Genomic DNA, 26,729 nt, shown 5'->3' with positions numbered 1-26,729 from the left:
TGGCACAATTTAACAAGATTGTGCCAGAATTCGCCATAACTCCTAATCAAGACAAGGTAGCTATCTTTATGCACTTGATGCCGGTTTTTGGTGCTAGCTCTTGGCGCCGGATCTTGTGGCTTTGATAACGGCTTTTGGCTACAAAAGACACAACTTTTCCCTGGCACACTCCCTCTTCTCTACCCCCGAGCTTTCTTGCACCACAAAAAAGGGGCGCACTCTTGAGCGCGCCCCCGCATTCATCAGATAACGACCCTCTGAAATGAGTCTCAGACTCTCGCTATCTTCCTACTCAACAAACAACTCTTGTTTTAGGCCGCACCATTCGCAGTCTGCGCACGACCAGCCTTCTTTTGGCTGCTCTTATTTTCTCGTGGCTCTTCAGCTTTTTGCACAAACCCACGTGCTGTGAAGAGAATAGCCAGATTCATAATGATGTCAGCAACGAACCAGGTTCCTAAAACCGGCAAATTAATTGCCGTCGTATTCAAGGAGGCGAAAGTACCAACAGTCAGCACCATAACGATCAATCCGCAGACCGTTACAGCAAGAGCCAATTTTGCACCCAAGCTTCCTTTACGACGCGCACGTGCCACACAAGCGCAAACCACTTCTGCAGCAGCGCCCAAAAGCGTACCCAAGAAAGCAGCAAAAACAATCACGCCCAAAATAATAACGGGCATACTTGGAAGCTTTGAAGACATTGATCCAACTTGAACCGCAGATAGAATACCAAGCGCTAAAATCACCAAACTCACAATGGCTACTAACGCTGTTGCCCATCCAGCCAAAAATGCCGTTATGGGACGAGCCTTAATATCACCACGCGCATAAAGAGCCCCATAAAGCACAACACCTGCTGTTGATGCACAAAGAGCAAGACCTGCTGCAAAGAGGAACGCAACAAATGCACTGCCTGTCAGAATTGAGCAAATGACATCTAAAATGGCCACGCCTGATGCCGATATATAGTCAAATGCAAGCACGCCAGTAGCGCCCGCAATACCCAAACCAATTCTTCCAATAATCGCAATGATTAATACTAGAGCGAACAACCAACCAAATGGTTTCACCATCTTCTTCGCGTCAGCCATATCTATGCTCCCATCTCATTTTCAACAGCGCTTGTACCACAGAGGTAGCCACCACAGAACGCCAGACCCACATCGCCCATCAATGAACCTAAAATTGGATCACCAATGTAGCTATTTTCACCACATGCGCCGCCAGCTGTATGCCAGCCTGCATAGAGTCCAGCAATGGGACGTCCATTTGTACTTATAACCTGCATTTGATCGTTAATCATAAGACCAGCTTTGGTTCCATAGAGATTGCCACCGATGCGACAACCATAAAACGGTGGTGTTGTAATCTCATGCAACCACTCTGCGGGCATAGGATACAAAAAGTCATCTTCACCTGCGGCGCATGTTTCATTCCACTTTGCAACAGCCTCCGTCAAGACACCCTCAGCAAGTCCGAGATCAGCCTCTAGTTCTTCCAACGTGTCGCGACGCTTCAAAACGTCAGCGTCTATTGCGTCTTGTACGCCATGATGCCAGTCTCGATAATGCTCGGGAACCTTGTCAATCTGCTCCAAGTCTGGCGTAATGAGTTTGCGGCAATGCTCCTGCGCAAATCCTGCTAGATGGTCTTCGTAATTTGCGTCAAAAATGATGTAGGAACGGTGACCCGGAGGCGTCATCTGAATTGTAGCCAGATCACCCAATGCATAAATTGCATTTGCGCCGTCTTCGCCAACACGAGAGTCCATATAGCGAAGCCTGTTGCCGCAACGATCTATGGTCAACCACGGCTGACGAGAAAGCTGCGTCATGCCGTCATATAAAAAGCGTGCCCACTGACCGCCTTCAGCTTGCCAATCAACTCCGCCGTCAAACGATGCCGAGCTATTAAAGCCAGACACGTCAGCGCCAACGCCCAGTCCCATACGGAAGCATTCCCCGGTCTCGGAAGCAGTAAGGTAGCTTGAGGCGCATCCCATTGCAGCGGTGGGAATGTATTTATCCAACAGCGCTTTGTTGTTGCAAAAACCTCCAGCGGTCAGTATGACAGCGTTGCGCGCATGTATATAGCGCTCGTCGCCATAATCCTCATTGATCACTACACCAACAATGCGATCATTGTCGTCTTGTACGAGTGCAACAGCAGGACTTTGGAACTTATAGTCAACACCATGACGCTGTCCATAAGCAAACATTGCATCCGTTGCATCTTTCATCTTAAGCACATGATGATCAAGCGTAGAGTTTTTCGGTGCAACATATACGGGTACTTCGCCCAAACGCCACTGCACGCCGCACTCTGCCATCCAGTCAAGCGAATGGCCGCCCTCACAAGCAATCTTGTAAATCAAGTTCGGGTCGGCTGCATAGTGATACTCGTCCATTGCCCAATCAGTAAGCGCTTTTGCGTCAAACGGATAGCTCGGGAAAGCAAACTGCTTCTCTTCTTGCCCCGAATATCCACCAAGAATGCCGCACATACCTGCTTCTTGCGCATTTCCCCCCGGAAGCCCAAGCGCCTCAACGCAGATGGTCTGAGCCCCAAGCTGAGCCGCACGAGCAGCCGCGTTCAAGCCACCGCCACCAGCACCAACAACACAAATGTCGCATTCATAGTCCCAGACATCTGGAACCGAACGCGGCGGAATTGGTGTTGCATCATTTGCCGGAAACGCTTCAGCATTGTGCTCACGATAAGTTCCATCTGGTGCACTGGCATTAGATTCATTGCTTGCAGGAAGTTTGAAGTCTTGTCCATCTTTTGACCAGCTTCCAATGCGCTCTGAGGCAGGTCCGTTTACCTCAGCCGCATGCGCCGCCTCACTGCCAAGCACAGCGGCAGCTGCAGCACCAGCAGCAGCCATAGCGCCACCTGCAAGAAAATCTCTACGCGAAAAACTGCGAGAACTTTGTTTTTTCATTTATTGTTCGCCCCCTTGTGCAGCAGACTGGTCTTCTACACCCTGCTCAGCTTTTTCAAGCGCATCCTCAACCGCTTGCTTGACGCCTGCCGTTGTGATGGTTGCGCCCGAAATCGTGTCAATATCAGCACTTTGTGCAGCTTCTATCATCTGAGCATATTTGCCATCGCGAATAGCTTCATAGCCACCGCGGCTTTGGCTTTCGCCTTCTTGTGTCATCTCTAAGCAGGTGATGCGGTTGTCCTCAACTAAAAGCGTGACAGTAATGGGGCCTTCCATGCCCTTACCCTCGCCTACATATACGCCATCATGCAAGTTACCTTCAGCCTTTGCCGCAGGGTCGGCTTGGACCTCTACCGCCCACGGATCATCAGTACGCAAGGCAAGTTGCTCTGCCGATGCCGCATCTTTAGAGCCCGAACCTTCAAAGGAGGCTCCGCAACCCGACAGCGAAAGCGTCAGAACGGCGAATCCACACGCTGCAGTTGTTAGTGCACGTTTCTTCATGTCAATCCTCCTTTAAGATTTACGCGGTTGCTGCAGTAGTTGATGCTGGTTCAGCCCAGCCATCAGGTACTGCGAATTCGTGACAGGTGTTGCAATACATATACGATTGACCGTGTGCGGTATGGCAGCTGCTGCAATCAAGAGCGTATCCTTGGTGCGAATCATGAGGATTGACTCCTGCTTCACCACCCCAATCTTGCGTGGCCGCCACAATCTCTTCCATATCGTGGCATCCGCTTGTTGCGCACATGTTTTTGTCTGCGCGCACACCTACGGTAGCAAGCATGCCATCTTCATCCATTTCGTAATCACCATTCACCCAAACCAGAGCTTCGTGAATCTGCTCGTCAATCTTAGGCTCATGACACTGAAGACAGGTCACATCTTCAACTTGATGCGTGTATGACATTTGCGAAGGATCCTTATAGTAACCTTCTACATAGGCATCCATCGGTTCATGGCAAATCGCATTACAAAAACTTGGTTGCTCATGCCAAACCCAAAAACCGGCACCCGCTGCAATCACGATAACCGCTACCACGCCAATAATAATTGGTGCCTTTTTGCGCCTGCGTTTACCTTCCATGTTCCCTCCTACTACTCTTTTTTATAAATGGGTTTCTAGCCAAATTGATCGTTTTGCAGAGGATGAGTTGCAAATCACAATATTGTGTATCTTTTTCTACATTGTGTTTACAATATTTCTTTTCTAATGTTTTTCTTTTATTACTTCACTGAACTATTATTCTGGTCATAATATCAGTGTTTTTCCTTTTAATCAATGAATTCTAATTATGTTGTTCAATGTATTATATTTATTGCCATTTTGTTAATTTATGTATATTGACTGTATATATTAAGTTGTGTATCGTTCTGGGCATCGATTGCAGAGGGCAATTACTAAACGGCAATGACAACTAAAGGAGGCGTCGTTATGCTATTCGATGTGTACGGTCCGAATGCGCTGTACCAATGGCTCGGTTTAGCCATGGTTCTCATCGCGCTTATTCTTCTCAATGAATTTGCCCGGCGAACCAAATTTGGCGGATGCTTTATGTTCTTCGGTGTATGCGGTGTTATGACTGTTTACTGCCTGGCTGTTGAAATTGGTGCAGCTGCAGGTGCAGAGTGGGCACTCACGAACCCCACACATACCGACATGAACAGTTGGTTCCACTATGCAAAGGTATATGCAGCAACCGCAGGCTGCATTGGCTTTATGATGATCAAATACTCTTGGGGCAAAATTGGCCGCTCTCATTGGTTTAAGGCCTTCCCCTTCATTATCGTTGCCATCAATATCTTGATTGCTGTTGTATCTGACTTTGAAAGCGCTTTCCGCGCATGGGGAACTACCTGGGTTTCCACCGAAGGTGTTACCCTTTATGGTGGCTGGCACAACGTCTTCAACGGCATTGCCGGACTCATCAATATTGCCTGCATGACTGGCTGGTTTGGAATCTATATCTCAAAGAAGCGCCAAGACATGCTGTGGCCTGACATGACCTGGGTATTCATCATTGCTTATGACCTGTGGAACTTCTGCTACACCTACAACTGCCTACCAACACACTCTTGGTATTGCGGCGTTGCCTTACTGCTTGCTCCAACCATTGCTGGTCTGGGCTGGAACAAAGGCGGATGGATCCAGAACCGCGCCTTTACCCTGTCAATGTGGTGCATGTTCTGCCAGATGGTTCCGATGTTCGCAAACGACTCAGTCTTTGCCGCTCAATCAGTTAACAACCCTGCCGTAAACACGGTGGTATCTCTTGTCGCACTCGTTGCCAACATTGCAGCCCTTGCTTATATCCTCGTACGCTCCAAGAAACTCGGCGTCAACCCCTACAAGCAAGAAGTATTCGTTGGCACCAAGGACTTCCGTATTGCTATGGAACGTCGTGCTGACACCGCATACCTGCTCGAGACCGAGCCGAAGAGCGCAACTCCTGCTGAAATCGCCGAAATGGTTGCCTACAACGCTCTTCCCGCTAATGGCGAAGTTGGATTTGTGTACGTTGCTAAAGACGCTCAAGAAGTTGAAGCTGTCGTTGAAACTCAAAAGCGCGTGAACACCAATCGTTCTAAGCGTGAGTAATTACCCTCTCTCAATAGGTGCACCGCATAAGCTCTCTTAAGCGTACGCAAATTTCATCCAAACCCCCAACTGGCTTGAAGCCAGTTGGGGGTTTTCTCGTAGGATGCATGCCCCTATAACATTACGAACATGTAAAGACTACTTAACTAAAACTTTACCATTCAGCATATTTTTTCACACCAAGTTTGCGAATTGGCAAACGCTCTTACCTGCCTTCATTTCCTGACCATTTGCCTGATACATTACTAAATACTAAGAGATTTAACTCGGGCATCTGCGGACGCGTTTAACTCATATGCGTTTGACAATCACGAGTGCACCTCACGCACAAGCTTCACACTTAAGTCCACGCATAAACCCAAAGGAGCAAACATGGACTCAAGCAGCATAAGCACTTCCCTTGTCTTTGCTACAAGCGCAATCGACAACTTTATGTACACCTACATCTTAGTGATACTCTTGGTATTTACCGGAATCTACTTCACTATTCGAACAAGGTGTGTTCAAATTCGCTACCTCAAAGATATGGTGCGCGAGTTATTCGAAAAGCGCGTTAATCCCGGAGAGCGTGCAATCTCTTCATTTCAGGCTATGATGGTCTCCACGGGATCTCGTGTTGGCACCGGCAATATTGCTGGTATTGCAACCGCCCTTGCAACCGGAGGACCGGGCGCGCTGTTTTGGATGTGGGCTATGGCGCTTGTTGGGGCAGCTTCAGCATTTGTTGAGTCTACTCTGGCTCAAATATGGAAAGTCAAGGAGATAGATGGCGAATTCCGCGGCGGTCCTGCTTACTATATCCAACAAGGTCTTGGCAAGCGCTGGATGGGCATTGCTTTTGCGATATCGCTTATTGCTTGTTATGCCATTGGTTTTAATGAACTGCAAGCTTTTAATGCCACTTCGGCTTTAGAGTATTACGTTCCTGACTACGCCACAAATGGTGGCGCCATCATCATGGGCATCATCCTGACCGTTCTCACAGCACTGGTTATTTTTGGCGGTGCAAAACGCATTTCTGTTATCAATTCTTGGGTAGTACCTATTATGGCTTTTGCATACTTAGCGCTTGGTCTTTGGGTTACCGTCTCAAATGTTGGACTTTTGCCTGAAGCCTTTTCCCTTATGTTTGCGTCAGCCTTTGATTTCCAAGCTATTTTTGGAGGCTTTGCAGGATCTGCTGTTATGTTAGGCATCAAACGAGGGCTTTTCTCAAACGAGGCCGGCATGGGATCTGCTCCTAATGCCGCAGCAACAGCAAGTGTTTCTCATCCCGTCAAGCAAGGTCTTGTACAGACGCTTTCTGTATACATTGACACCATGTTTATCTGCACCTGTTCAGCTATGCTCGTGCTTGTTTTTATGGTAGAAGATCCTCTCACCGCACAAACGCTCAATGGTATGCCACTTGTTCAAATGGCAGTGAAATACTTCACGGGAGACATAGGAATTTTCTTCATTACTATAGCGGTGTTTTTATTCGCTTACACATCCCTCATAGGCAATTACTTCTACGCTGAATCTAATCTAAAATTTATCACAGGTGAAAAACCGCAGCTTATCTTCTGGTTTAGGATTGCGTGCCTTGCCATCATATTCATCGGATGTCTCTCAAGCTTTGACTTGGCCTGGAATGTAGCAGATATCCTCATGGGCATCATGTGCATCATCAATTTGGTTGCCATTCTGGCTTTAGGCAAATGGGCAATTTTATGCCTCAATGACTACAGCGCACAACGCAAACGCGGAGTAAATCCTGTTTTTCATGCACGATCAATTCCCAACTTGCCAGCTTGCGAGTGCTGGAATGATGACTTTGATTTCATAGTAGATGAAGAGCAAGCTCTTCACGATCAAACGTACAGCTAAAAGCCGCATAGCATGCGCCACAGCTTGCAAACAAAGCACGAACAGCTTGGCAAACATTTCTTGGTAATCATCTATTCGCATAACTCTCAACATATGATGTGAGTAGAAGATTTATCACTGTATAACCATACAGTGGAAAACAACCGATAGGAGGACTTATGACCACCACTGATGAGGCAAAGGCTGCCGCCGCGAAAGCAACCGAAGAAGCAAAAGATGCTGCTGCATCTGCAAAAGAAGCTGCCCAAAATGTAGCCGCTCAAGCGAAAGACGCTGCTGGCGATGCTGTTGACAACGCAAAAGAGGCTCTTGGTAAAGCTGCCGACAATGCAAAAGAAGCAGTTTCAGGTGCCGTAGAAACAGCAAAGAAATCTCTTGATACCGACCACGATGGCAAAGTGAGCGTTGAAGAAGTTGGCGAAGGCATCAAGAAAGGTTTTGGTGAGCTGAAAGATAAGATCACCGATGCTGTCCATGATCTCACCGACAAGGACGAGAAATAAGACACATACGCTTTACTTCTCTGAGTAAAAGCACCTAACGTTGAGCTTAATCCAGTTTGCATAACTGAATTAAGCTCAACAAAAAAACGACCCCACCAAGGTGGGGTCGTTTGGCATTTTAGTGTTGATGCAATTTTTTAACGCTTCACCACATTGCTTGCTTGAAGCTTGCCATTTTGGCCCGTGGTAACGTCGAAGGATACAGCTGCTCCTTCTTCGAGGGTTTTAAACCCATCCATCTTGATCTCGGAGAAGTGAACGAATAAATCTTCACCATCGTTCTGAGAGATGAAACCATAGCCCTTCTCAGGATTGAACCACTTCACAGTACCTTCCGCCATTTTATTTCCTCTTTCCTCTTCTCGGTCACCCGAAAAGGTATTACCTGCGTTGCATGGCGGCAACACACCCTCTCACTCTGAGAGGATATTCTCACTATACGCTATCATGTATAAAAAAAGCGCGCAAATGAGTACTTTCACCAATTTTTTCTTAAAATTTGCCGTAATTTTTAGTTATATCTTGCAGGCGTAGATTTATAATAGTTTCTTTTCGCTATAGCTGATTGTTTTCCTCATCAATAGATCGTACGAGCGCCTCTTTCTCGTCTTCCTTAAGAGTAGCAATATCAATGATTGGTTTCTCGGAAGCATCTTGATCGAATTGCTCTTCTGCCCATTGTGCAAGTTCTTCAAGATTCTCGGGTAAATAAAATCCGTAAGTGTTTGCAAGCGATCGCGCTTGTTCAAGACGAAGGTCTGCTAACAAATGCTGACCATCTTCTCGCAGATACTCAGATGCAAGTGCAAGGCTTCGCGTAATATACTCCACTACGCGCTCATCAACACCAGAAACTTGCAAGATTGCTCCCATAGATTCAGGAGCAAGCGAAAGAAGGGTTGCTCCATCAATATCAGTGGCTTCCCCGATGGAAGCCTCCAGCATTTCCGCTGCACCACGAGGATCTTTTTCGTGATTCGCCTTAAACCAGCTTCGCCGCAATATCTCAGCATATTGCAACAAGATGCGCATCAGGTAATCTTGCTCAAACATAGTTTCTCCTAGATGCTCTCGGGAAAAGGTATTCCAAGATGATCATATGCACGCCTTGTTGCCTGGCGACCTTTTGGCGTACGAATAATGAGTCCTTGCTGCATAAGATAGGGCTCATAAACGTCTTCTAATGAATCGGTACTTTCAGACAGCGCTGACGCAAGGGTGGTAAGGCCTACTGGTCTTCCTCCAAATTGCACACTCAAAAGCTCTAATATGCGATTATCCATAGCATCAAGCCCAAGAGAGTCAACTTCATAAAAGCTCAAAGCTTGCGCAGCAACATCTTCATCAATCACGCCATTTCCGCGAACCTGAGCCCAATCGCGAACACGCTTCAGGAGGCGGTTTGCCAATCGTGGCGTCCCACGAGAGCGCCGTGCTATTTCCAAAGCGCCATCTTCTTCAATTCCGACATCTAGAATTGATGCAGAGCGACGCACAATATCAGCAAGTTCTTCGGGCGTGTAATATTGCAAACGAAAGACTACACCAAACCTATCACGCAAAGGACCAGTCAAAAGACCAGTACGCGTCGTTGCACCAATAAGCGTAAAACGCGGAAGATCAAGGCGAATTGAACGAGCAGCTGGGCCTTTGCCTACCACGATATCAAGCGCAAAATCTTCAAGTGCCGGATAGAGCACCTCTTCAACCATGCGATTCAAACGATGAATCTCATCAATAAAAAGTACATCGCCTTCTTCAAGATTTGTAAGGATGGCGGCAAGGTCTCCTGTACGCTCAATAGCAGGTCCGCTTGTTGCGCGAATGTTGGCGCCTAATTCATTGGCGACAACCGTTGCAAGTGTCGTTTTTCCCAAACCAGGAGGGCCTGAAAACAAAATGTGATCCGCAACATCTCCTCGTTCTTGTGCGGCTTGAATCATGATGGCAAGCGACTCTTTAATCTTTGTCTGCCCCAGATACTCGCCCAAACGTTTTGGACGTAAGCTTCTATCTAAAACGAGATCATCTTCGGTTAGCTCAGGAGCCACTGAGCGTTCGCGCACAGAAGCCTGCTCAGCAAAGCCGTCGCGATCATCTGAGCCTGCCTCAAAAACCAATCCTTCTATTTCTACGCCACCGTTAATCATGATCTCCTCACCGATTAATACTCCTAGGCACCAAGACGCTTAAGCGCATATTGCAAAAGCACATTCTCAGAGGCTCCCTCTGGGGCACCCTTCAACGACAACTCGGCTTCTGCCGAAGTAAATCCCATAGACAGAAGCGCTTCAAGAGTTGCCTTTTGAGCGGCATCAGCAGTCGAAGACGCATCTTGATCGAACAAGCTTGCTACACCTTCGTCAAAAGAGCCTTTAAGCTCTAAGATTATACGCGATGCAGTCTTTTTTCCTACTCCAGGAATTTTTTGCACACGCGCAATATCCTGCGCTGCAATTGCGTTGATGAGTTCTGCTGGCGAAAACGCCGACAAAGCCGCCAAGGCCACTTTCGGACCTACACCACTCACGCTAATGAGTCGCTCAAAAAGCGCTTTTTCTTCAAGCGTCAAAAACCCGTAGAGAGCAATGCCATTTTCACTCACTTGCAAATAGGTAAAAATCTGTACAGCATTTCCTGTGTCAGGAAGTTTCACCAACGCCCCTTGAGACATAGCTACTGCATAGCCCACACCTCCGACATTGATGAATGCAGACGTAGTATTTTTACCAGCAAGCGTGCCTTCTAAAAATGCAATCACTTTACCTATCCTTTCAGCCTCTATACCCATCAATGCCGTCATGGGTGGCAAAACAAATTGCTGCAGCAAGTGCATCAGATGCATGATCAGGCTCGGGCGGCTTGGGAAGAGAAAGAAGCCGTTGTACCATATATTGCACTTGATCTTTTTCAGCAGTACCGGTCCCAACAACAGCAAGTTTAATTTGCCGCGGTGTAAACTCAAGTACTTCCATCTCGTGTTCGGCGCATGCAACAAGAGCAGCACCACGCGCTTGCCCTGTTGCAAAGGCAGCCGTGATATTTTGACCAAACCACACCGTCTCAATTCCCACGCACGTTGGATTAAAACGCGCAGCAACCGCGCCAATTTGTTCATGTATTTTGCGAAGGCGTTGTGCAAGTGGAATTGAGGTATCTGTTGCGACACACCCGTAAGCAACACAAGTGAGGCGCGAACCAATTTGCCGTACTACGCCCCACCCCGTATGGGCAAGTCCGGGGTCTATGCCAAGTATAATTCGCTCTTCACTAGCCATGCATATCCTAATCACAAACGTTTGTTCGCTATAATACCACAGGAGCTCTACTGCGAAACCCGCATTCTGCAACATCTTTACAAGTGCTTCAAAAAAGTGCCCTGACAAGCATTTGCCTGCCAGGGCACATCCCCTCTCAACTTCGTCCAAACCTCAAGACAAAGTTTGAATATGTCTGCTCACCATAAAACTCAAGAGCAAAAGGAGCACTTATTCGTCAAGTGCCTCAGCAATCTCATCCGTCATATCCATGGTGTGATAAACGTTTTGCAAGTCTTCAAGCTCTTCCAGTTTATCAACAAGACGCATAACTTTTTTAGCATCTGAAACGCTTACCTCAGTAGGGGTAGTTGGAATCATAATGAGCTCAGCACCCTTTACCTGAATGCCTTGCGCCTCAATGGCCTTTACAACGCCCATCAACTCTGTTGGAGCGGTGTAGACGATCCACTCTTCATCAGCATCTTCGTAATCGTCTCCGCCTGCTTCTGCAACAGCCAACATAAACTCTTCTTCATCAGCTGCAGCGCCATTAGGTCCGATCGGGTTTTTCTTGTCGCCCGTTTCAATCTCTTTTGCTACAAGAATTTGACCTTTGCGCTCAAATTGGAATGCAACCGAGCCAGAAGTACCCAAGTTGCCACCATGATGATTAAATGCAGCACGAACATCTGCAGCAGTGCGATTACGGTTGTCGGTCAACGCTTCACAATATACTGCTACGCCGCAAGGACCATATCCCTCATAAACAACCGTTTCATAATTAGCGGCATCTTTACCTGAACCGAAAGCCTTATCAATAGCGGTCTTGATTTTATCTTTCGGCATTGAGTAGCCCTTGGCCTTCTCAACAGCTGCCGCCAGCGATGCATTGTTATCAGGATTCGGGTCGCCGCCCTCTTTTGCAGCAACAGTAATATTACGTGCAAGCTTAGAGAAGAGCGCTGAGCGCTTTGCATCCTGAGCCGCTTTACGATGCTTCGTGGTTGCCCACTTTGAATGTCCTGACATAAACACCCTTTCGAAAATTTGCAATACCAGCGCGCTATTGTATCACTCATTGCGACAGTTAGTAATACCAATACGCTATTCGTAAGCGAACGTGTGATTACTTAGTGGTTTTGACTGCTCCGCGATCACAGCGATTACCCCACGAGTCAATGATGTCACTATCGCGATACACGCAAATGATTTCACAATGGTTAGCGCATTTGCCGCACTCAATCTCACGCGTTTTGAAATCAAAATCAAGCAGCGCTTCAAAGTCAAACTTTCCACCAGCAAACGGACCCGCCACCGCATCTTTAATTGGGCCAGCATCCGCTGCAAGCAAAGCAACACCATATGCGCCCATTAAATGGCCATCGGGGTCAACTAATACTTCAACCCCCAGTTGCTCTTCAAAAGCGTGCACAACACCTGCGTTTTTAGACACGCCTCCCTGAAAGACAACGGGCGAATCAATCTTTTTACCTTTGCCAACATTATTGAGGTAGTTTGAAGCAACAGCATTGCACAACCCAGCAATAATATCTTCACGCGCATAACCCACTTGAATCTTATGCACCAAATCACTCTCAGCAAATACTGTACAGCGAGCTGCAATATTAGCCGGTTTCGTGGAGGTCAGCGCAATATCGCCAAACTCTTCAACCTCAACACCTAAACGATGCGCTTGTGAAGACAAAAACGAACCGGTACCAGCTGCACACAGTGTGTTCATGGCATAGTCAACCGCAATACCATCAGAGACACAAATGATCTTTGAGTCCTGGCCACCAATTTCAAGAATAGTGCGTACGTCAGGGTGAAGTGACGTGGTGCCTACGGCATGAGCAGTGATTTCGTTTTTGATCACCGACGCGCCTAACATAGCTCCCACCAACCTGCGTGCGCTTCCTGTTGTACCAGCGCCTACGATAACAATCTCTTGCGCATCAGGCAGCGCTGCCACCTGAGCCTCAAGTTCACGCACCACGTTTTTCGACGCTTTGGTTGGGTTTCCTTCCGTCCATAGATACGAACGCGCAATAATATTTCTGTCCTGGTCAATCACTACGCCTTTGGTTGAGATGGACCCAATATCAATGCCGAGATAGGCATGTTTCATGATAACTTCTCCTTCTTCATGGCAAGCATGTCGTAAAACGCCTCTAAACGCGTATCTAAACCGGTATCAGATGTTTGCGAATCATAGGTCAAATACAAGATGGGGACACCGAAGTCTTCACTCACTTTTTGCAATACAGGAATACAGTCAATCTCTGGTGTGCAACCAGCAGATTTCGCATGGATAATGCCATCGAAACCACTTTGTGCATATTGCTTTGCCGCCGCAATCGTAAGCGTAGAGGTCGGCCCCATGTCATAGGTGATGTAGTCTTTTGCACCAACGCGCAAATTGGGTTCGTTGTAGTGCAAATAACGGTTTGTAAAGTTCAACATACGATGCACCTCAACCCCAAGATCCATGAGTTTATGATCAAGACCGAGGTTTGAGCGCTCATCAATAGCGGTAAACATCTCCCCGACAATACCAATGCGAATAGGATTTGCGGGTTTTTGTATTTCTATGTCAGCGAATTGCTCCATGACATGCTTATATGCTTGGTTGATATCGCGCTCGTCGGTTGCACAACGAAGTTCATTCATATAAGCGTTCCATGCCTTATCAAATGAGCCGCGAGTGCATTCAAAACCACCATGTGCCAAAAAATAATCACGTACAGCATCAAGGTGTTCCATCATCTTGGCTGTTCCTTTGAGCTTAACTACACCATGCGGTATATCTATATCAGGGTTTGCAGTACTCAAAACTTCCTTCGCCCACCCCAGGTATCCTTTTTCAATACCGCGAGCAAAGTTCAGCATCTCAAATTCGTACCCCATATCGCGCAATGTTGATTCTTGTAGCTCTCCATAGTAGCCCAAACGACACGGACCACCAAACTGTATGACCAGATCAGCGCCAAGATCAAGCGCCTCAACGAAGTCGCCTAAGATATGTTTATAAGGGGTGCAGACATAGTCGCTTGAGTTTTGTACACCCACCTCAGTAGTTTGGCGCGTTGCCTCTGGAAGCGGCAAATAATCAACGTCTAAAACCTGCTCAACGAAAAACTTAAATGCCGGATCATAATAGCAATAGCGAAAAAATGCCGCCTTTTTTGGTCGATGATGCTTGGCGTAGTGCTTCGCCTTCTTTTTCGCCTTTTTATCGCGGCGCAGCGTTGGCTTGCGCTTGCGAACAAACTCCACGGCAACAGAGGAGCGCACCTGTTCAATCATTGATTGTGGCTTAGCCATGCGTATAGCCTCCCTTCTGCTGGAAGCGCAAAATATCAACAAAACTCTCAACGCGCGTCTCAACGCCTGCCGTGCCTGACTGCGCATCAATCATGAGATTCAAAATAGGCTTGCCTTGGATGCAACGCATAATGGCATCGTCGGTCATAGAATCAGGACCACAAGGAAATGCGCTAATCAGCACAATGCCATCAACCTTATCTTCAACCGACAAAATAGCACCAATAAGCTCGCGATTGATAATCCAGGGCATAGTGTCGGAAAACTCAAAACTCTTCTTATAGGTGTGGTCGTGATCAAGCGCATCGGCAAACACAACTTGTGCACCCATGTCGCGCAGCGCATCTAAAACCGCACCTGAAAGATATGTATCGTGAGCAATATAGGGATGCGCGACGACCAAAATTCCCAACGGTGGCTGCTTGAGCGGTTGGGTTGCTGCCGATCGACGCTCTGCAACAAGTTGGCGAAGCACGCGTTCTTGTGCTTCGTTGCATGCTTTATCGTGGGCGGCTTGCGCTGACCACGCTGTCTTGAAAGCTTTATGCGCATCTGCACGCGACACGCCCATCCGAAGCGCCATCTCTTCAAACGGACGGCGAACATCGCGCATTTTGCGCACGTTGCCTACTTCGCACGAAATAACTTCAAGATGCTTATCGCGAAAAGTGTTTCGCACCATATCAGTAACGGACTGAAACTTCGTGCAGAAACCACTACGATGATCAGCCGTGGGATAACTGGGCACAAAAACTGCATCGCAGCGACCCACGAGACTATCAACATGACCCATAAACACCTTTGAGGCCAGGCAGCATTCGTCAACTGAAAGCTGCTCTCCCCTATCAGCAATAGCTTTATCGGTAGCCTCACTCACAACAACATGTCGTCCGAGCGCTTCAAAAAACGTCGTCCACAAGACTCCGAAGCGGTAATACAGCAGAGAACGCGGGATTCCGACTACAAAAACGTCAGCCCACGGAGCTTTTTCGGGCACGGATACCTCCAAATTTGTTTTATGCAGCAAGCACGTAGTGATTAGTTGATGACAAAAACTGTATTTTAGCATCACTCTTCACTTGGGAAATAAAATAAACCAACACACGATAACTTACGCCGCAGACAGAGGCCTTCATTGACAAACAACGCTGATCACCGCAGTATAAAGTCATAACTTTACCATGCCGCACCCCATATGCGGCTTCATGCAAAGGAGTCCCTATGCGTCTTATCCACTGTCTGAATAACATTTCTTCTCAAGGCACTGATTTGCTCAGTGACGCATACGGTTTGAGTGAAGATGCCACAACCGCAGAAGGCATCTTAGTTCGATCAGCCGCAATGCATGATATGGAGTTTGGCGAAAACCTTCTTGCTATTGCCCGAGCTGGTGCAGGCGTGAACAACATCCCCCTTGAGCGATGTGCACAAGAAGGCATTGTGGTATTTAATACGCCTGGCGCAAACGCCAACGCTGTTAAAGAGCTTGTACTTTGCGCACTTTTACTAGGAAGCCGCGGCATTATTGATGGTATTGCGTGGTGCAAAGACAATGCAGCTGACGAAAACATTGCCAAGTCTGCCGAAAAAGCAAAAAAAGCATTTGCCGGACGTGAGATTGCCGGTAAGCGTTTAGGTGTTATTGGCTTGGGCGCCATTGGTGCGCTGGTTGCCAATGCGGCAATTGACCTAGGAATGGATGTGTACGGCTACGATCCGTATGTTTCTGTTGGGGCTGCTTGGCGCCTCAACCCAGCCGTTCACCACGCTTGCGAACTCACTGAGATTTTCGCCGAGTGTGACTACATCACCATTCATGTACCAGCACTCCCTAACACCATCGGCATGATCAACGAAGATGCCATCAATCACATGAAAGATGGTGTGGTGTTTTTGAATTTCTCCCGCGATACGTTGGTAGACAACAACGCTATGGCTACTGGTCTTTCAAGCGGCAAAGTAGGAGCCTATATCACCGACTTCGCCACGCCTGAGATTATGCGCATGGAGCACGCCATTGTGCTGCCCCACCTTGGCGCTTCTACTGAAGAGGCCGAAGATAACTGCGCCATGATGGCGGTTCGCCAAATGATGGCTTATCTGGAAACCGGGTCAATCACTAACTCCGTCAACTTCCCCGCATGTCAGCTTGGGCCGGTTGCTTCGGGGTGTGCACGCATTGCAGTATTGCGCGCTAATGATCCTGAGGTGCTCGGACGAGCAGCATTGGTTTTGCAAGATCAAGGTTGCGTGATAGAAAACTCAGTTGATGTAACGCGCAAAGATACTGCCTACAGCGTCTATGATGTGGCAGATACAGCTGCTGCAGATCAAGCAGCTGCTGCACTGTCTGACTGGGATGGCATCTATAAGGTGCGCGTTATCCGCTAAGATTGACGCATACCTAAAGGCGCAATAACACGCAAGGCCGCATGTTCAAGACGTATGTCGAATGTGCGGCCTGTTATTTTTTCGCCATCTACCTGCGCAGGCGGTTCTTCATCAAATTCAACATGAAGCGCAGAGGCAGACAGAAGCTCCATGTTTTCTGACGAAACATGATTGCCATTTTTTGCACGCGCAAAAATCATGAGCGCCTTGGGCAAGGTTACCGGTGGATGCGCAATGCAAATATCAAAAACCCCGTCGTCTAAACATGCATCGGGGCAAATCTTAAAACCGCCACCATAATACGGACCATTTTGCACCGCAAAGGTAATGGACTGCCCGCATTGTGGCTGTGATCCATCAAAACTTGCCTGATAGGCATATGCCTTTAAGTTGTGCCTTAGCTGATGGAGGCCTGCTTCAACATAGAGCAGCGTTCCAGCACGCCCTGTTTTCTTTCGGCGTTCCATCGTATCAAGCGCTATAGCGGCATCCAGTCCAAAAGAAAGTGTTTCAATAAAGTAGTTGTCATTAACCCAACCGACATCAAGAGGCAACGCCTCTGCACTAAGGAGCACGCGTACTGCTTCGGCAATCTGGGTAGGCAAAGCAAGCGAACGTGCTAAGTCATTCCCTGACCCAACAGGAATAATGCCTAAAGTCGGCCGATCAAACGAAGTACGCTTCATAAGCCCTTGTACGACTTCATGAATAACTCCGTCTCCACCAAGTGCAACGATGGTATTACAACCACTTGCGCGTTCTGCTATATCGGTAGCATGGTGCGGACCTGCTGTCTTCGCGAGTACAACGCTTTGATGCCCACACGCCTCACGCAGCAGCTTAACCGCCTGGTCAGCCGCCTTATCACCCCGACCGCTCTGAGCTGCAGGGTTAGCTATAACCAGTATTTTTCCCAAGGATTCAGCCATGACGGCATCTCCTTCTTATAAGAGATACAGAGTGTGTCTATTGGCTTTATTATAAGAGGTTGTGCGCGCCTGTGAAGACAGCATCCTACATCGTAACGGAGTCGTTTAAGCGCCCCACGAGCGCTCAGACCTCACGCTCCCATAAACCTGTTTTGCCGCCGTCCTTTTTAAGCAAGCGAACATCGGTAATTTCCATACCACGATCAACCGCCTTACACATATCGTAGATAGTAAGGCAAGCAACGCTTGCGGCAGTGAGCGCCTCCATCTCAATGCCTGTTTTACCCGTCACGCCACAGGTGCACGAAACATGGATTCCAACGCGCCCATCACTTCGCTCTCCTACAGAAATAGGCTCACACTCCACCTTTGCTTTTGTGATATTGAGCGGATGACACATCGGAATGAGATCGCTGGTGCGCTTCGCCGCCATAACGCCCGCCACACGAGCGCACGCAAGTACATCACCTTTGGCAGCCTTGCCTTCAACAATAAGCGCAAGCGTTTCAGGGTGCATAAGAATTGAGCCTTCAGCAACTGCCACACGCTCGGTGTCGGGTTTTGCCGACACGTCAACCATGCGCACGTCTCCCTTTTCATCAATATGGGTTAGCTGCTGGTTGTCTACTGCTTGATCTTTCATGACTATCCTATCCGCCAATCTGGCTCATCTTGCGTTCAGTACCAACTTTATCGTGGTGCGCGTCAGGCTTACCCCCAATAGCTTGTCGCAATAACTCACGCGCCCCCTCCTTGCCGCGATTGTTCAAAGCCTCACGGATATCATATTCGTCATCCGAGAACAGACACGGTCTGATCTTGCCATCTGCCGACAAGCGCAAACGATTGCATTCGCTGCAAAAATGGCGTGAAAGCGGGCTGATAAATCCAAGCGTTCCTTGCGCACCCTCAAACTCATAATAGCGCGCCGGCCCCCAGCCATTAGGCTTATGTTTTGCAGCTGGAACAAGCTCTCCTAATCCTGCTGCTACCGCCTGCGCATTAATGGTTTCAAGCAACTCATCTGAAGGAATCACATCTTGTTTGCCCCAGCCCGAACCATCCGCTCCACTGCTTTCTCCAACAGGCATATATTCGATAAAGCGAACATGTAAGGGTTGATCAATGGTCAGCTTGGCAAAACCTAAGAAGTCCTGATTTAAGCTGCGCACCGTCACAGCATTCACCTTAACGGGTTCAAAACCATGCTCAAGCGCAGCTTCAATTCCGCTGAGTGTCTGATCCAGTGAACCACAACGCGTAATCTGGCGAAACTGCTCAGGATCAAGTGTATCGAGCGAAATATTGACACGCGAAAGTCCTGCCGCCTTAAGCTCTTGAGCCATGCGCGGCAAGAGCACCCCGTTGGTGGTCATAGCAATGCTTTCAATGCCTTCAATCTTATTGAGCTCAGCAATAAGATCTGCAACACCTTTTCGCACAAGTGGTTCGCCGCCCGTTAAACGCAAACGCTTAATGCCCATTTCAGAGGCAATTTGTACAATATCAACAATTTCGTCAAAACGGAGGATCTCATCGTGATCCATCTGACGTACGCCCTCTTCGGGCATGCAATAAATACAACGAAAATTGCAGCGATCTGTTAAAGAAATACGCAAATAGTCGATAGTACGACCATGACTATCCTTCAAGACGAACCCCCTCATTCTCATTTGAGAATATTATACGCCAACGAGGAGAATTAACCTAATATATGCCATCTCCCCCGCTCTGCTCTCGTCAATGAGTCACCAGATAGAGTTGATCAGGAGGAAAGCGAACCCACAGCTCATCGCCTTGGCTTGGAATGCTGTCGTGATTATCTCGTGGCTTGGAAACGCGCCAAAACACATGTTGGTGCAAATAGCGCATCTCATCGTCTTGAGCAGCAACCGAAGGCATATCCGATTCGTCTCGGTTCACAAAGCCCAAAAGACACATACGATCAAAGCGCGAATCATTCGAGCGATCAACGCGAACCCTAAAACAGTTTTCACCTGGTCCGCTCACTTGCTCAATATAGTTCGCCCGAACTCCCAAATACGCAACGTCATTGGGTACCTTTTGATTACATACCAAATCAATGCCCCATTTGGGCAAATGCACTTTGTGGTCTGACACATAGTGAGCAGGAGTAGCATTTTTACACCCAGAAAGCTTCATTGCTGCAAGCGACTTCGGGTGATGAATGAGTTCTTCGCCCTGAGCAATCTCAACAATGCGCCCGTCCTCAACCACAGCAATACGCCCACAAAACCGCAGCGCTTCGTCAATATCGTGGCTAACATACAAGATAGTATGCGCATAGGCTTCAAACAAGCTATTCAGGTTCAGCTCCAATACGCCCTTCAAATGGGCATCAAGCGCGCTAAAGGGTTCATCAAGCATGAGAATTCCCGGTTGCGCTGCTAACATGCGCGCAAGCGCTACGCGCTGCTGCTGACCGCCTGAGAGTTGTGCTGGATAGCGCTTTCCAAACGCGTCCAAACTAAAACGTTTAAGCTCGGCGGCAACAATTTCTGCTTGTTTTTGCTTGGAGAGTTTTCTTGATATGCCAGCTGCAACATTTTGCTCAACAGTCATATTGGGAAAAAGCATATAGTTTTGAAACAACAGCGCAGTCTTGCGCTCTTGCGGTGACAAATTGATTTTTCGCTCAGAATCAAAAAACACCTGACCATTAACGACAATTCTGCCTTCATCTGGTTTTTCAATGCCCGCAATACAGCGAAGCGTATAGCTTTTCCCGCATCCTGACGCGCCCAAGAAACCCAGCGTTTCATTACCGGCATCAAGGGAAACATCCAGCGTGAAAGAAGAGAGTTTTTTCTTGATATGCATTTCCAGACTCAAGCCTATTCAACCCTCTTTCTATACTTTGTTGTTTGTTTGCCCATAATGTTGATAAACAAAATAACTATGAAACTAAAGACAATAATGATGCCCGTCCAAAACAGCGCTACATCAATATTGCCGCTCATCCATTCAAAGTATATGGCAATAGGAATTGTGCGGGTGATACCTGCATAATTGCCTGCCAAAAAGAGCGTCGCGCCAAATTCGCCCAATGCACGCGCAAACGAAAGCACGGTGCCTGCCGCAATAGAAGACCACGAAAGCGGCAACATCAGGCGAAAGAAAATTTTGGCATTTGACCAACCCAAGGTGCGTGCAGCATCAAGCATGTTCGGATCTAGCCCTTCAAAGGCACCCCGCGCGTTTCGATACATAAGCGGGAAAGCCACTACAACCGCTGCAATCACTGTTGCCGGCCAGCTAAAGATAAGCGGGAACCCAATGTCAATAAACCATTGGCCAAGTGCAGTATTACGTCCGAGACACAACAGCAGCAAAAAGCCACACACCGTTGGCGGGAGCACCATAGGAATAGTAAAAAGCGCATCAACAATAGTTTGCGCACGTGCAGGTATGCGCAAACTGAAATATGCCGCCAAAAGTCCCAGAACGAAAATAAAAACGATAGCGGTACCTGTTGTCTTCAGCGTCACCCACAAAGGCGATAAATCAATGCGCGAGAGAAAATCACCAAACGCCGCAATGCCTGTTGCGGGAGCCACAAACTCCATGTCTTCTGCGGCGCAAATGCGCAAAAAGTCTACGTGTGTTGGTTTATTTGTACGTGGCGAAGTTGTATGGCTTGCTTCTTCCTCATCAGCTTCAAGGCCTTCGCTTACCACATCTTCGCCTTGCTCGCCTATCACACACACATAGTATTTGCCGGAAGATACTTCCTCAGCAAATTGATAGACAACGCCATCAAGATTCATGGAAGGTTCACTGGTGAAATACCACGGAACCCCGTCACTCATAACAACGCCACCGTTTATGGCGGCGGCGTCTAATGCAAGAAAGTACTGCTTAAGCACATTTTGATCTTCGGCATCATCGAGATTGCATAAGGATTCGTCAGCCTGCGGCACATACACCACAACAAACTCCTGTGTAGCAATAGCGCATGCATAATCAGGAGCCGATCCGGCATAGTAAGTGTATCCAACATAGACGTCATTAATATCTCTGTTTGACCCTTTTTGCGCACGGCTGAAATCTTGCACACCAAAAGGAGCATCTGGAATAACAGCTGCATCGTGATCGGCAGAGATCTCCACAGCATTTGTATCAACATAGGCGCTGCTCTCATCTGCAAACGCCCATGATGTATTCAGGTGCAGGCAAAGAGCGCATACGCTTACGATAAGCACAAAAAAGCGCATACAGCTCTTTGAACGCATTGAAGTCATCTGCCTCACTTTTTCATACCCAACGCTTGCTAAAAACCAATCTTAGGCAAGCTCAAATCCCCACTCTTGCCATATTTTAACGGCATCTTCATTAGTAAATGCCCACTCTAGAAACTCTGATGCTGCTTGCGCTTGTTCGCTATCAGCACACACCGCCGCTGGGTAGACAATGGCTTTATGCGTGTCATCTGCAACTACAGAAACAATCTTTACGCCGCCAAAACGATAAACGTCTGAACTATAAACCATTGCCACGTCAACATCGCCTGAATTGGCATACGAGCACACATTACCAACGCTTGAGCCTTCGGTTACCAATCCTTCAAGCGGCGTACCTTCAAAGGTGCCCTCTTGCCCGGAGCAATCCTTTCCGATGGCGCCATCAGCACTAATCCAGCATTGCGGATCTGTTGTTGTGAGCGATTGTTTTGCATAGTTGCCCGCAGGAACACTTGCATCTCCTACTGCAAGCGTGTAATTACCACTCGCAAGATCTTCCAACTCAACTGAATCCAACGCTGAATCAGCACCTGCAACAATCACTAAATCATTCGTAAACATATCAAAGCGCGTTGTCGCGTCAACATAGCCCTCTTCTACCGCCGTATCCATAGTGCTTTTCGATGCAGTAATAAGAATATCGGCATACGCTCCACCATTGAGCATCTCATTCAATGCTCCAGATGCTTCATACTGCGTGTCGGCAAAGGCTACCTCAGGATGTTCCGTGGTATAAAGCGCTTGCACTTCATCCATTGCTTTTGAAAGTGAATTAGCTGCAAAGATTTGCAACTCAACTGGTTCACCAACTGGCTCTTCCGCTTCAACCTCAACCTCCGTTTCTGTTTCTTCAACAGAGGCCTGTTCAGAATCAGCTTCAGGAGTGCTTGAGCAAGCAGAAAGCGCAAGAACGCCCATAAGGCCCAAAGCGCAAAGTGCCGCAATTAGAATGTGTTTCGAACTTTTCATACCATGCCTCCCGACGAAATAAGTGGCATATGAGACCAACCCAGAGGAGAGAACAGATTATCTCATATGCCTATACAATTGTGCATTAACACGGTCATATATATTATTCTCAATTAGATATAATTTCAATCAGAAATATTCTCGTTTGAGAATAATATAGAAGCGAACGGCACACAAATGCTCTTACGAGAGAACTATAAGCCCAACTTGAACAAGCTATATTTTTGCAGATTCATCAGGCAATGTGCGCAAATCAACAACGCGTGTAGCTACTCGTTTGGTGAGCGCGGGAGAATGTGACACAAAAAGAAGCCCCATAGAACGCGCTTGTGTTTCGCGAATCAAAAACTGCCACAAATCTGCTTGAGTGACCGCATCAAGCATGGTGGAAATCTCATCCGCCACCAAATATTGCGGATGACTTGCCAGCGCGCGGGCAATACAAATACGTTGCAATTCCCCACCTGATAGTTCATGGGGATAGCGATGTAACCACGCTTGTTTAATGCCCAAAGCTTCGCAAAGACGAGCAATTTCATGCGTATCATGCGTTGACTCGGCAAGCGTTTTTTCAAGACGCATATGAGGGTCAACCGCAAGTTCAGGATGCTGAAATATCATTTGCACAGGACAGACACCGCGCCGCGGTAAGGGCAACCCATCCACCGTAACACTTCCCTGAAATGAGCGAATATACCCTGCTGCAATTTTGCATAAGGTTGTTTTACCAAAACCCGATGGCGCCACAAGTGCCACGCGCTCTTTATTCGCAACGCTCAGTGTCACTTCCGATAAAGTAGGATATAAAGCATCGGGATAGGCATATGAAACGGCCTTTAGCTCAAGCACTGATATGCGCCTCCCCTACAAAATCATGTTCAGGCAAAGCATGCCACAGTGCCCGCGAATACTCATGCTCCAGAAGCTCTGGTGACGAAAATGCTGATACCGCGGTTTCTTCGACGATGCTTCCCTCATAAAATACCGCCACTCGATCAGCCACATGAAGCGCAAGCTCAATATCGTGGGTGATCAGCATCACTCCTCCGCCTTGGTTCGCGAAATCGCGAAAATCACTCAGTGCTTGTTCGGCTAATTCAAGATCAAGGCCAGGTGTCGGCTCGTCTGCAACAATAAGACGCGGGTCATCCATAAGCGCACAGCAAAGCAAAATGCGTCGTGCCATACCGCCTGAAAGCTGATGCGGATATAGCGCAGCTACCGACTCTTCCAAACCATAGCGAGAAAACAACTCACGACGTCGCTTTTTGCGAGCCTGTCGTGTTGATTGCGGATGCCCAAAACCTTCCACCTGCTTGCCGACACACATAAGCGGATCAAGGCTGGCCACCCCTTGTGGCACAAGAGATATCCCGTGCCCGCGAAGTTGCGACAATGAGCGTGCATCTTGCTCGATACCTTCATACCAGATTGTGCCACTCACCTGGGCATTAGGTTCATAGATTCCCAAAATAGTGTCAGCTAAGAGACTTTTACCTGAACCCGATGCGCCCACCACGGCTACAATTTCACCCGCATGGACAGCTATATTGACATCAGAAATGACATTTACCATACGCTTTTTTGCCTGAAAAAATGATGCATCCTCATCATACATTTCAAAGGCTACACTGAGATGTTCCACCTGCAACAGATGCGCACCATGCTCATGATGTGAGTTTGAGGCATGCAAATGATGATGGTGAAATTCTTGGTCGGTATGTGATTGCGAATGAGAGAGCGAATTCTTATCAGACATATCTCACTCCTGATTTCGCTTAGGATCAACAAGTTTACGCAGCGAACTTCCCGCGCAATCAAACAACAAGACGACTGCGACCAACGCCAAACCGGGAAAAACCGCAAGCCACCACATACCCGAAGACAGATATGTCATAGCCTCGCTCAGAATCACGCCAATAGCGGGCTGTTCAGGAGGCAGCCCAAACCCTAAAAAGGTTACAGCGGCTTCATGAAGAATTGCATGGGGAAAGAGCAAGATAAGACCCACGATAAACTGTGGGAGCACATAAGGAAACATATGCGTAAGCGCAATTCGCCATCTGCTCTGTCCTAGTGCGCGCGCAACACCAACATAAAGCGATGCTTTACACTGGAGAATTTCTGCACGAATAACGCGCGCAAGTGAAGGCCAATGCGTTAAAGCAATGCCAACCGCAACACCCCAAAACCCCTTACCAAGGGCGTAGGAAATCAAAATAAGCAGCACAATATGAGGGATGCCCATCATAAGGTCTATGCTCCATGACACTAAAGCATCAACGCGTTTCCCTCCCAAGGCTGCAAGAGCCCCCAAGATAAAGGCTAATACTGCCGAGACAAGGGCTGCCACAACGCCCAACAAGACACTGGTAGACAAACCCGCTGCCGTGCGCAAAAACATATCGCGACCCATCCAGTCAGTTCCGAAAGGATGTTCTAAAGATGGCGGAAGGTTTTTTTGGTCAAAATGAGTGAGAGTGGCCTGATCATAGACAACACACCCGAAAACCACGAGCACCACCAGCGCCACAAGCGCTCCAATAACCGCAGCTAAACATACACGACGGTTCGCAATGCGACCGCGTTTTGCCTCATGCAATATCATGAGACCTCGCCATCCTGAGGCCGACCGTCACGCGAAATGCTACTCTTCAATTGGTGGGATGCTTTTTCACCCTCGTTCGCCAAACAAGGTTGGCTAAGACTCATTCGCACATCAATGAAGCCATAGATCAAATTAGCAATCATATTGCCCGCAAACACAAGCGCCGCAGAAACAAGCGCAATTCCTGCAAGCAGCGCAACATCTCCCCCCAAACCAGCGGTAACAGCAGCCTGGCCAAGTCCTGGATAAGAGAACACTTCTTCTACCAGCACCGATCCACCAAATATTTCAGCAAGAGACGCGCATTGAAGCGTAAGCGCCGGAAGCGCAATGTTGCGAAGGCCATGATGAAGCAAGGCTTGCTTGCGCGAAAGTCCTCGCGAGCATGCAAAACGGATATAGTCAGACTCCAGAACATCCACCGTTTTTTCGCGCGTGTGAAGTGCAATATTTGCAACACCCACCACTGAAAGCGTAAGCGCAGGAAGCGCCATATGATGAAGCGCGTCCCCTAAGCCGACGTCAGCTGCAGACATACCAAGCGGTACCGAAAAACCTACCGGGAACCATCCCAGATAAACTGCGAAAACCATCAGGATTATAAGACCAAGCCAAAAGGTTGGGACTGAGGCAAGCACAAAACAATATCCTTTTACCAGCCGATCAAAGATGCTGTTTTGCCATAATCCCGCCGTTATACCAAGCACAAATCCCAACACACCACTAATGACCCATGCACTACCCATCAGCGCAAGTGAGTTTACCGCGCGGGTTGCAATAACCTCAACCACCGGTGCATTGTAGCGAAGCGACATTCCCATATCTCCGCGCAAAAGATCACCAAGCCAGCTGCCATAACGCTCCCACAAGGGAATACCACTACCCCAATAGTGGGCAAGCTGAGCACGCTTGGCCTCACTCATGTTGAGATAGGCGGCCTGCCCAACGTTTGCCTGCACAGGGTCTATAGGCGAGAGGCTCACCAGGACAAAGGTAACCAAACTGACGCCGAGCATCAGCAAAAGAAACTTCGCTATGGTATGAAAAACTACTTTACTCACT

At 48.0% G+C, this 26,729-nt stretch carries 27 protein-coding genes; 4 read left to right on the top strand and 23 right to left on the bottom strand.

All coding sequences use genetic code 11. The annotated features are described in order from the left end of the window. Nucleotides 1–311: 311 nt before the first annotated feature. From NFR28_RS04125 to NFR28_RS04110, 4 genes are read right to left on the bottom strand one after another with little or no spacing between them, the layout of a single operon-like run. Nucleotides 312–1,094 carry a hypothetical protein gene (locus tag NFR28_RS04125; protein ID WP_251178560.1) on the bottom strand — a complete coding sequence of 261 codons (783 nt, stop codon included), beginning with the start codon at nt 1,092–1,094 and terminating at the stop codon, nt 312–314. 2 nt (nt 1,095–1,096) lie between these two features. Continuing rightward, entirely contained in the window at nt 1,097–2,947 is a 1,851-nt protein-coding gene (locus NFR28_RS04120) for an FAD-binding protein (RefSeq protein WP_251178559.1), read from the bottom strand. Beyond that, the gene (locus NFR28_RS04115; RefSeq protein WP_251178558.1) at nt 2,948–3,454 is read right to left on the bottom strand and encodes an FMN-binding protein; all 507 of its coding nucleotides are present in this window, start codon (nt 3,452–3,454) and stop codon (nt 2,948–2,950) included. It abuts the gene before it with no gap. Between the two features lie 19 nt (nt 3,455–3,473). Next, nucleotides 3,474–4,040 (bottom strand): cytochrome c3 family protein, encoded by a 567-nt coding sequence (locus NFR28_RS04110; RefSeq protein ID WP_251178557.1) that lies wholly within the window; start codon nt 4,038–4,040, stop codon nt 3,474–3,476. Between the two features lie 348 nt (nt 4,041–4,388). Here NFR28_RS04110 and NFR28_RS04105 point away from each other — a divergent pair, with 348 nt between their 5' ends. The 3 genes from NFR28_RS04105 (at nt 4,389) to NFR28_RS04095 (ending at nt 7,924) form a co-directional block, all read left to right on the top strand. Further along, nucleotides 4,389–5,552: a DUF5692 family protein gene (locus NFR28_RS04105; protein ID WP_251178556.1), complete on the top strand. Its 1,164-nt coding sequence runs from the start codon at nt 4,389–4,391 to the stop codon at nt 5,550–5,552. Between the two features lie 372 nt (nt 5,553–5,924). Beyond that, the gene (locus tag NFR28_RS04100) at nt 5,925–7,421 is read left to right on the top strand and encodes an alanine/glycine:cation symporter family protein (RefSeq protein ID WP_251178555.1); all 1,497 of its coding nucleotides are present in this window, start codon (nt 5,925–5,927) and stop codon (nt 7,419–7,421) included. A 158-nt stretch (nt 7,422–7,579) separates the two neighbouring features. Continuing rightward, nucleotides 7,580–7,924, top strand: a complete 345-nt coding sequence (locus NFR28_RS04095; protein WP_251178554.1) for a hypothetical protein — start codon at nt 7,580–7,582, stop codon at nt 7,922–7,924. 137 nt (nt 7,925–8,061) lie between these two features. On the opposite strand, the gene NFR28_RS04090 is transcribed toward NFR28_RS04095, so the two are convergent. From NFR28_RS04090 to NFR28_RS04050, 9 genes are all read right to left on the bottom strand, one after another. Next, a complete protein-coding gene (locus tag NFR28_RS04090; RefSeq protein WP_120360801.1) occupies nt 8,062–8,265 on the bottom strand; it encodes a cold-shock protein in 204 nt (67 codons plus the stop codon). Between the two features lie 214 nt (nt 8,266–8,479). Then, nucleotides 8,480–8,977 (bottom strand): hypothetical protein, encoded by a 498-nt coding sequence (locus tag NFR28_RS04085; RefSeq protein ID WP_251178553.1) that lies wholly within the window; start codon nt 8,975–8,977, stop codon nt 8,480–8,482. An 8-nt stretch (nt 8,978–8,985) separates the two neighbouring features. Beyond that, a complete protein-coding gene (ruvB, locus tag NFR28_RS04080) occupies nt 8,986–10,074 on the bottom strand; it encodes a Holliday junction branch migration DNA helicase RuvB (protein WP_251178552.1) in 1,089 nt (362 codons plus the stop codon). Between the two features lie 23 nt (nt 10,075–10,097). After that, complete coding sequence (gene ruvA, locus NFR28_RS04075; protein WP_251178551.1) at nt 10,098–10,685, bottom strand: Holliday junction branch migration protein RuvA; 588 nt, start codon at nt 10,683–10,685, stop codon at nt 10,098–10,100. A gap of 13 nt (nt 10,686–10,698) precedes the next feature. Continuing rightward, nucleotides 10,699–11,202: a crossover junction endodeoxyribonuclease RuvC gene (gene ruvC, locus NFR28_RS04070; RefSeq protein WP_251178550.1), complete on the bottom strand. Its 504-nt coding sequence runs from the start codon at nt 11,200–11,202 to the stop codon at nt 10,699–10,701. A gap of 210 nt (nt 11,203–11,412) precedes the next feature. Continuing rightward, a complete protein-coding gene (locus NFR28_RS04065; protein WP_251178549.1) occupies nt 11,413–12,213 on the bottom strand; it encodes a YebC/PmpR family DNA-binding transcriptional regulator in 801 nt (266 codons plus the stop codon). A 97-nt stretch (nt 12,214–12,310) separates the two neighbouring features. Further along, nucleotides 12,311–13,312, bottom strand: coding sequence for an acyl-CoA dehydratase activase (locus NFR28_RS04060; protein ID WP_251178548.1), 1,002 nt, complete (start codon nt 13,310–13,312; stop codon nt 12,311–12,313). Continuing rightward, nucleotides 13,309–14,508: a 2-hydroxyacyl-CoA dehydratase gene (locus tag NFR28_RS04055; RefSeq protein ID WP_251178547.1), complete on the bottom strand. Its 1,200-nt coding sequence runs from the start codon at nt 14,506–14,508 to the stop codon at nt 13,309–13,311. Before NFR28_RS04055 ends, NFR28_RS04060 begins: the two co-directional genes overlap by 4 nt. Beyond that, nucleotides 14,501–15,505: an acyl-CoA dehydratase activase-related protein gene (locus tag NFR28_RS04050; RefSeq protein WP_251178546.1), complete on the bottom strand. Its 1,005-nt coding sequence runs from the start codon at nt 15,503–15,505 to the stop codon at nt 14,501–14,503. Before NFR28_RS04050 ends, NFR28_RS04055 begins: the two co-directional genes overlap by 8 nt. A gap of 224 nt (nt 15,506–15,729) precedes the next feature. Between NFR28_RS04050 and NFR28_RS04045 the strand changes: the two genes are divergently transcribed. After that, nucleotides 15,730–16,899, top strand: a complete 1,170-nt coding sequence (locus NFR28_RS04045) for a 3-phosphoglycerate dehydrogenase (protein ID WP_251178545.1) — start codon at nt 15,730–15,732, stop codon at nt 16,897–16,899. Here the strand turns inward: NFR28_RS04045 and NFR28_RS04040 are convergent. The 10 genes from NFR28_RS04040 to NFR28_RS03995 all read right to left on the bottom strand — a co-directional run bounded on the left by NFR28_RS04040 (nt 16,896) and on the right by NFR28_RS03995 (nt 26,728). Then, a complete protein-coding gene (locus NFR28_RS04040) occupies nt 16,896–17,828 on the bottom strand; it encodes a diacylglycerol/lipid kinase family protein (protein WP_251178544.1) in 933 nt (310 codons plus the stop codon). The genes NFR28_RS04045 and NFR28_RS04040 overlap by 4 nt on opposite strands. Before the next feature lie 124 nt (nt 17,829–17,952). Continuing rightward, nucleotides 17,953–18,471 (bottom strand): cyclic pyranopterin monophosphate synthase MoaC, encoded by a 519-nt coding sequence (gene moaC / locus NFR28_RS04035; protein WP_251178543.1) that lies wholly within the window; start codon nt 18,469–18,471, stop codon nt 17,953–17,955. A gap of 7 nt (nt 18,472–18,478) precedes the next feature. Then, complete coding sequence (moaA, locus tag NFR28_RS04030; protein ID WP_251178542.1) at nt 18,479–19,480, bottom strand: GTP 3',8-cyclase MoaA; 1,002 nt, start codon at nt 19,478–19,480, stop codon at nt 18,479–18,481. 88 nt (nt 19,481–19,568) lie between these two features. Next, nucleotides 19,569–20,681, bottom strand: a complete 1,113-nt coding sequence (locus NFR28_RS04025; protein ID WP_251178541.1) for a sulfate/molybdate ABC transporter ATP-binding protein — start codon at nt 20,679–20,681, stop codon at nt 19,569–19,571. Between the two features lie 2 nt (nt 20,682–20,683). Continuing rightward, nucleotides 20,684–22,063 (bottom strand): molybdate ABC transporter permease subunit, encoded by a 1,380-nt coding sequence (modB, locus tag NFR28_RS04020; RefSeq protein WP_251178540.1) that lies wholly within the window; start codon nt 22,061–22,063, stop codon nt 20,684–20,686. A 69-nt stretch (nt 22,064–22,132) separates the two neighbouring features. Continuing rightward, nucleotides 22,133–23,059: a molybdate ABC transporter substrate-binding protein gene (locus NFR28_RS04015; RefSeq protein ID WP_251178539.1), complete on the bottom strand. Its 927-nt coding sequence runs from the start codon at nt 23,057–23,059 to the stop codon at nt 22,133–22,135. Between the two features lie 216 nt (nt 23,060–23,275). After that, nucleotides 23,276–23,908, bottom strand: coding sequence for an ABC transporter ATP-binding protein (locus NFR28_RS04010; protein WP_251178538.1), 633 nt, complete (start codon nt 23,906–23,908; stop codon nt 23,276–23,278). Then, complete coding sequence (locus NFR28_RS04005) at nt 23,901–24,818, bottom strand: ATP-binding cassette domain-containing protein (protein WP_251178537.1); 918 nt, start codon at nt 24,816–24,818, stop codon at nt 23,901–23,903. Before NFR28_RS04005 ends, NFR28_RS04010 begins: the two co-directional genes overlap by 8 nt. Before the next feature lie 3 nt (nt 24,819–24,821). After that, the gene (locus tag NFR28_RS04000) at nt 24,822–25,667 is read right to left on the bottom strand and encodes an ABC transporter permease (RefSeq protein ID WP_251178536.1); all 846 of its coding nucleotides are present in this window, start codon (nt 25,665–25,667) and stop codon (nt 24,822–24,824) included. After that, nucleotides 25,664–26,728: an ABC transporter permease gene (locus tag NFR28_RS03995; RefSeq protein WP_251178535.1), complete on the bottom strand. Its 1,065-nt coding sequence runs from the start codon at nt 26,726–26,728 to the stop codon at nt 25,664–25,666. Before NFR28_RS03995 ends, NFR28_RS04000 begins: the two co-directional genes overlap by 4 nt. Nucleotide 26,729 lies beyond the last annotated feature (1 nt).

The organism is Adlercreutzia agrestimuris, from assembly GCF_943193125.1.
GTDB lineage: Bacteria > Actinomycetota > Coriobacteriia > Coriobacteriales > Eggerthellaceae > Xiamenia > Xiamenia agrestimuris.
This window is presented reverse-complemented; position numbering and strand designations above follow the sequence as displayed.

Bases quoted from the DNA above. Each gene is read 5' to 3' on its own strand.
- NFR28_RS04115 (WP_251178558.1), bottom strand. From the start codon at position 3,454: ATGAAGAAACGTGCACTAACAACTGCAGCGTGTGGATTCGCCGTTCTG.
- NFR28_RS04055 (WP_251178547.1), bottom strand. From the start codon at position 14,508: ATGGCTAAGCCACAATCAATGATTGAACAGGTGCGCTCCTCTGTTGCC.
- NFR28_RS04100 (WP_251178555.1), top strand. From the start codon at position 5,925: ATGGACTCAAGCAGCATAAGCACTTCCCTTGTCTTTGCTACAAGCGCA.
- NFR28_RS04120 (WP_251178559.1), bottom strand. From the start codon at position 2,947: ATGAAAAAACAAAGTTCTCGCAGTTTTTCGCGTAGAGATTTTCTTGCA.
- NFR28_RS04105 (WP_251178556.1), top strand. From the start codon at position 4,389: ATGCTATTCGATGTGTACGGTCCGAATGCGCTGTACCAATGGCTCGGT.
- moaC (WP_251178543.1), bottom strand. From the start codon at position 18,471: ATGAAAGATCAAGCAGTAGACAACCAGCAGCTAACCCATATTGATGAA.
- NFR28_RS04065 (WP_251178549.1), bottom strand. From the start codon at position 12,213: ATGTCAGGACATTCAAAGTGGGCAACCACGAAGCATCGTAAAGCGGCT.
- NFR28_RS04090 (WP_120360801.1), bottom strand. From the start codon at position 8,265: ATGGCGGAAGGTACTGTGAAGTGGTTCAATCCTGAGAAGGGCTATGGT.
- NFR28_RS04095 (WP_251178554.1), top strand. From the start codon at position 7,580: ATGACCACCACTGATGAGGCAAAGGCTGCCGCCGCGAAAGCAACCGAA.
- NFR28_RS04000 (WP_251178536.1), bottom strand. From the start codon at position 25,667: ATGATATTGCATGAGGCAAAACGCGGTCGCATTGCGAACCGTCGTGTA.
- NFR28_RS04015 (WP_251178539.1), bottom strand. From the start codon at position 23,059: ATGAAAAGTTCGAAACACATTCTAATTGCGGCACTTTGCGCTTTGGGC.
- NFR28_RS04040 (WP_251178544.1), bottom strand. From the start codon at position 17,828: ATGGCTGAATCCTTGGGAAAAATACTGGTTATAGCTAACCCTGCAGCT.
- NFR28_RS04045 (WP_251178545.1), top strand. From the start codon at position 15,730: ATGCGTCTTATCCACTGTCTGAATAACATTTCTTCTCAAGGCACTGAT.
- NFR28_RS04060 (WP_251178548.1), bottom strand. From the start codon at position 13,312: ATGAAACATGCCTATCTCGGCATTGATATTGGGTCCATCTCAACCAAA.
- ruvB (WP_251178552.1), bottom strand. From the start codon at position 10,074: ATGATTAACGGTGGCGTAGAAATAGAAGGATTGGTTTTTGAGGCAGGC.
- NFR28_RS04125 (WP_251178560.1), bottom strand. From the start codon at position 1,094: ATGGCTGACGCGAAGAAGATGGTGAAACCATTTGGTTGGTTGTTCGCT.
- NFR28_RS04110 (WP_251178557.1), bottom strand. From the start codon at position 4,040: ATGGAAGGTAAACGCAGGCGCAAAAAGGCACCAATTATTATTGGCGTG.
- NFR28_RS04085 (WP_251178553.1), bottom strand. From the start codon at position 8,977: ATGTTTGAGCAAGATTACCTGATGCGCATCTTGTTGCAATATGCTGAG.
- ruvC (WP_251178550.1), bottom strand. From the start codon at position 11,202: ATGGCTAGTGAAGAGCGAATTATACTTGGCATAGACCCCGGACTTGCC.
- NFR28_RS04005 (WP_251178537.1), bottom strand. From the start codon at position 24,818: ATGTCTGATAAGAATTCGCTCTCTCATTCGCAATCACATACCGACCAA.
- modB (WP_251178540.1), bottom strand. From the start codon at position 22,063: ATGCGCTTTTTTGTGCTTATCGTAAGCGTATGCGCTCTTTGCCTGCAC.